The sequence below is a fragment of the Microbulbifer okhotskensis genome (genome assembly GCF_023895975.1).
Lineage (GTDB): Bacteria > Pseudomonadota > Gammaproteobacteria > Pseudomonadales > Cellvibrionaceae > Microbulbifer > Microbulbifer okhotskensis.
The window spans coordinates 1-4,699 of the sequence record NZ_JALBWM010000183.1 but is presented as its reverse complement, the minus strand read 5'-3'; the positions used below and the strand labels follow the sequence as shown (position 1 = coordinate 4,699).

5 protein-coding genes are annotated in these 4,699 nt (G+C 42.8%); all 5 read right to left on the bottom strand.

Annotated features, from left to right (window positions below; translation table 11 throughout):
• Positions 1 to 480: 480 nt before the first annotated feature.
• Positions 481 to 1,206 carry an SIMPL domain-containing protein gene (locus tag MO867_RS20605; RefSeq protein WP_252472609.1) on the bottom strand — a complete coding sequence of 242 codons (726 nt, stop codon included), beginning with the start codon at positions 1,204 to 1,206 and terminating at the stop codon, positions 481 to 483.
• Positions 1,207 to 2,038: 832 nt separating this feature from the next.
• Positions 2,039 to 2,275 carry a hypothetical protein gene (locus MO867_RS20600; RefSeq protein ID WP_252472607.1) on the bottom strand — a complete coding sequence of 79 codons (237 nt, stop codon included), beginning with the start codon at positions 2,273 to 2,275 and terminating at the stop codon, positions 2,039 to 2,041.
• Positions 2,272 to 2,781: a Tse2 family ADP-ribosyltransferase toxin gene (locus MO867_RS20595; protein ID WP_252472605.1), complete on the bottom strand. Its 510-nt coding sequence runs from the start codon at positions 2,779 to 2,781 to the stop codon at positions 2,272 to 2,274. The genes MO867_RS20600 and MO867_RS20595 overlap by 4 nt, the downstream gene beginning before the upstream one ends.
• A 796-nt stretch (positions 2,782 to 3,577) precedes the next feature.
• Positions 3,578 to 3,964 (bottom strand): type II toxin-antitoxin system YafO family toxin, encoded by a 387-nt coding sequence (locus MO867_RS20590; protein ID WP_108732066.1) that lies wholly within the window; start codon positions 3,962 to 3,964, stop codon positions 3,578 to 3,580.
• Between the two features lie 165 nt (positions 3,965 to 4,129).
• Positions 4,130 to 4,492, bottom strand: coding sequence for a hypothetical protein (locus tag MO867_RS20585; RefSeq protein ID WP_252472602.1), 363 nt, complete (start codon positions 4,490 to 4,492; stop codon positions 4,130 to 4,132).
• Between the last annotated feature and the right edge of the window lie 207 nt (positions 4,493 to 4,699).

Sequence of the window (4,699 nt, the reverse complement as noted above, 5' to 3'; positions counted from 1 at the left end):
TGTAGTGAAAGTTCACGTTCTTATCTGGGGAGATCTGTTTAGCTTGCTGCTGTGATGCTGTCAGCGTGGCCGTTGACTCATAAATAGGCACAAACCGCTAGCCACTATCGTGGGGATAGAAAAATAAGTGTTGGAACACAGCAGCTCCTCGATCAGCAATGACCACGGTGATTAAACAGAAGTCAGACGACGGCATAGTAGCCAAATGCCAAGATTATTACCTTGGACAGGGTGAAGACCTGAACCTAAATCCATTAGTTAAGAGACAGGGCTAGCCTACCGATATGTTTCCAATTGGGTAAAGTTGAGGTAGCGCACTGCCATGACACTCAAGTCAAATGAAGACCTGCTCAACACTATCGTTGGGTAGAGATTCACTACGGATAGGGAGCTGCCCATTGCGGACTCGCACGCTGGGTGGTGTGGGGGCTGGTAGTTAGAAACTACCGGCTACCCGATTTACACTTTTTATCACTTAAGCTAGTTAAGCTCATATATTGCGGTAATTCTTTGGCCCACTTTAATATATTCCGGTACCGCCATAACTAAGTCCATACCGTAAGAATCTGCGGCCATAGGCAGTGCATATTCTTGGGGGTTGTACTCTAAGGAAAATATAGCGTACGCATGACCAAAGTTTTCCTCCGTAGTTATACCGTATACACTTTTCACCTCTCTAGATTGGGCTTGGGCAAGAGCATTAGCTTTTTTCCGAGCTTTTGCACTAAGCTCAGTTATCATTTTCTCTTTGTACTCTTCTTCTTTAGACGTCTCAAAGAATGCATCTATATTTTGAACACCATCTAGCCGGATCAGTTCATTCATAAGGCTGGGGTATTTATCGAGATTCGTTAATCTCAAATTGAATCCTTGCTGTACCTCATAACCCAAAACTTCCAAATTATAAGCTCCGTCTTTTCTAGCTCGCTTTGTGTTTTTATCAATTTGGGTTGACTCTAAACTTGAAGTGGGTACTCCATGCTTTTTAAGAGCCTCCAACATCAGCGCTGAAAATTTTGTTAATTGCTCCATAGCTCTATTAGAAGATTGTTCATAAGTCAATATACTAAAGCGTACTTTTACCACATCGGGCTTTACTTCCTGCTCAAGTTTCTCCGTGACAATAACGAACGGGAAGTCAGGTACCGGATTTGCAGTAACTGCCAATGACATAACAAGTGATAAGGCCGAGACAAAAAATTTCATGCACGATTCCTTTTTGAGTTGTAACGCCTCAATAACCCGCAGCTGGAACATAACGGAGCGGAGTGTAAGCTGTCGGATGCCGAAGGCGCGTAATTAATTGACTTGGTACGCCCAACATGGGCGTGGACTAATGGGGTGAAAGTCCCGTGTAGGAAAATCACCGTTTAATGGGCGCCATTAAATGCTAACTACTAGCGAATGGCAACTGCAATACCGTGAGGTCTTGTGGGGAGGAAGCCACTAGCAAAATTACGAGCTGATGAACAGAAGTAGTTTATAAGACTTAGCCTGGAAGCGAGGTGGCCAGGGGCACCGAGGCCGTGTGATCTAGCGGATTGAGTCAATGATGCAGTTGGGTAGTGAAAGTTCACATTCTTATCTGGGGAGATCTGTTTAGCTTGCTGCTGTGAAGCTGTCAGCGTGGCCGCTGACTCATAAGTGGGTCCAACCCACTAGCCGCCATCGTGGGGTAGACAAAATGGTGGGGCACAGCAGCGCTTCGGTCAGTAATGACCACGGTGATTAAATAGAAGTCTGCCGATGGCATAGTAGCCAAATGCCAAGATTAATATCTTGGACAGGGTGAAGGCCTAAACCTAAATCCCTGAGTTAAAAGACAGAGCTAGCCTATCGATATGTTTCCAGTCGGATAAAGTTGAGGTGGCGTACTGCCATGACACTCAGCTCAAATGAAGAGCTGCTCGACACTATCGTTGGGTGGAGATTACGGATAAGAACCGCTCATTGCGGACTCGCACGATGGGTGATGTGGGGGCCGGTAGCTAGAAACTACCGGCTATCCGATTTAGGCGGGGAAACTAAATACGAAGCGCTACCTTTTTTTGATAGCGATAGATTGAATTTGTTTTAAATCCACAGATTGCTTCTCAGATTTCTGAAAGGTATACAGAAGTTTTTCATAAAACAGTAAATCTTCTTGAAGATCCATTCTTTCATCATCATCTGTTTCTTCAGATTCAATATCTAGCTTCAAAAGACCAATATAGCCTTCCAAGGCTGAACGGATATATGATATTTCTTTATAAGATAATTCTCTTAACTCACTCATACCTTTCTCATCTGTGTTCCGATTTCACTTAGTTTATCGGTGAATTCTGATATTTTCATGCTGTATGCAGGCTGGAAGGCATAGTGAAAATGCCCATGTGCGTCAGGCTCAACATCCTTGGCGATAAGAATTCCCTCTGGTATAACGACATTCTTTGGCACATAATACCAACAGTCATTTTTGCCCATTTTAAGTTTTGGGCTCATAGCATCAAATAAAGAGACGCCACCTGATTTTTCTAATACATAAAGCTCATCTTTTTCTTTGAAGGTGATTATTTCATTCCTCTTCGAGGTTTCAATCCCCGTTCTTTTATTAACACTCTTCATTGGACGGCTATCTTCATGATGCCTTAATCTAGTTATTCTTGTAGTATCATTTTTTCCCATTCGATAAATCATTCGTTTATCAAGTTGTTTTAGATAAACAACCGGTTTAGTTATCCGATGTTGCTCCCTAAATTTAGACATAGCTTCATGTCTAGTTAGTGTAGTTTCCAATATCACTATTTTTTCCTTGTTATATTGTTGATGACGTGACTGCCTAACGAGCCGGCGGCAAAGCCGTCAGGTTGTGTGCTTTTGTACGCCCAGTATGGGCGCGGACTAGTGGGACGAAAGTACCCTGTGGGAAAATCGCCATTTAATGGATTCTATTAAATGCTAACTCCTGGAGATTGGCAACTGCAACACCGCGAGGTCTTGTGGGGAGGAAGCCGCTAGCAAAACTATGAGTTGACGAACAGAAACATCCTATAAGACTTAGCCTGGAGGCGAGGTGGCCAAGGACACTGAAGCCGGGTGATCTAACGGGTAGAGTCAATGATGCAGTTGTGTAGTGAAAGTTAATGTTCATATCTGGGGAGATCTGTTTAGCTTGCTGCTGTGAAGCTGTCGGCGTGGCCCCTGACTCATAAGTAGGCCCAACCGGCTAGGCACCATCGCGGGGATAGACAAAAGTGGTGGGACATAACAGCGCCTCGGTCAGTAACGATCAGGGTGATTAAGCAGAAGTCAGCCGACGGCATAGTAGCCTAATGTCAAGATTAATACCTCGGATAGGGTGAGGGCCTGAACCTAAATCCACGAGTTAAAAGATAGGGCTAGCCTACAGATATGTTTCCAGTCGGATAAAGTTGAGGTAGCGCACTGCGATGATACTCAACTCAAATGAAGACCTTCTCGAGACTATCGTTGGGTAGAGATTCATAACGGATAGGAGTTGCCCATTGCGGACCCGCACGATGGATGATGCGGTAGCCGGTAGTTAGATACTACCGGCTACCGGCTACCGGATTTAGCATTAGACTTTAGATCTAAAACCCTCGGCAATTTCAGCCATATCCAGCATGAAATTGATATTTCTAGCCCTTTCATGCGCTCTATCTATAACTGCGATTAGCAAGTATGCATTCGGATTCATAAAACCGCGACAATATAAAAGATGTAGATTACTCAATCTTCGAAACTGGACAATATTTAAGCTCCATTTTTCATTGCCCTTCAGATGGATATGATGCATATCTGCTTTGAGTACAGCATCTGGACGATTGTATGAGGCATCTCGACCAAAGAGTAGCGGAGCATTTCCAGATTTTTTATACGTTCTGAACTCCGATACAAGACTAGCCAATTCCGACTCTGGCATCGTATCCCGTATTAGAGAAGAGGTAAAAACCTTTACTTCCATTCGGTAAATTCCTCAGTATTACTCTTTTCTTTCTTCCTTTTTTCCAAGGCTTTATCGGTATTTTTAGACGATATAATTAGCGATGATTCAGAGGTGGGCTTTTGAGTTGTATATTTAACGGAATATTTCACGTTAATTTTAGTATTCTTTTTCATGCAATAGGCCTTAATTGGATACCACGTTTTCTTTGAATATTCTCATGCCCTTGAAGATCGAATAACAGCCGATATCATCCTCTGTATATTTTTGAGATGAAAGTTTTTCTAACATTTCCTTAGCTGAGAAATTAAATTCAGCTAAAGTTGAAATAAGTGGTAATAGACCATTCTCAGGATCATCCGATTTGAAATAATATTCAGTCGAATTGGATTCGCCTTCATAAATATTGATTACCAAATAGGCATCATCTCCTTCGCCGAATATTTTTAAATTGCAATCTACATCATCTAAAGAAACGTCCTTTTCATTTACGATGAAATCCATCCATTGATAGAGGCTATTTAGGTTTTCGTAACTAATAGATTTCATTAATTTTCTCGATCTTTGCTACCGATTCAATTTGCGGCAAGCGTCAGTAAGTCCAGCCACGCGGTGGCGAACAACATTGACTTGGTACGCCCAATGGACGCGGACTAATGGGTGAAAGTCCCCAGTAGGAAAATCACCGTTTAATGGGTTCTATTAAATGCTAACTACTAGCGAATGGCAACTGCAATACCGTGAGGTCTTGTGGGG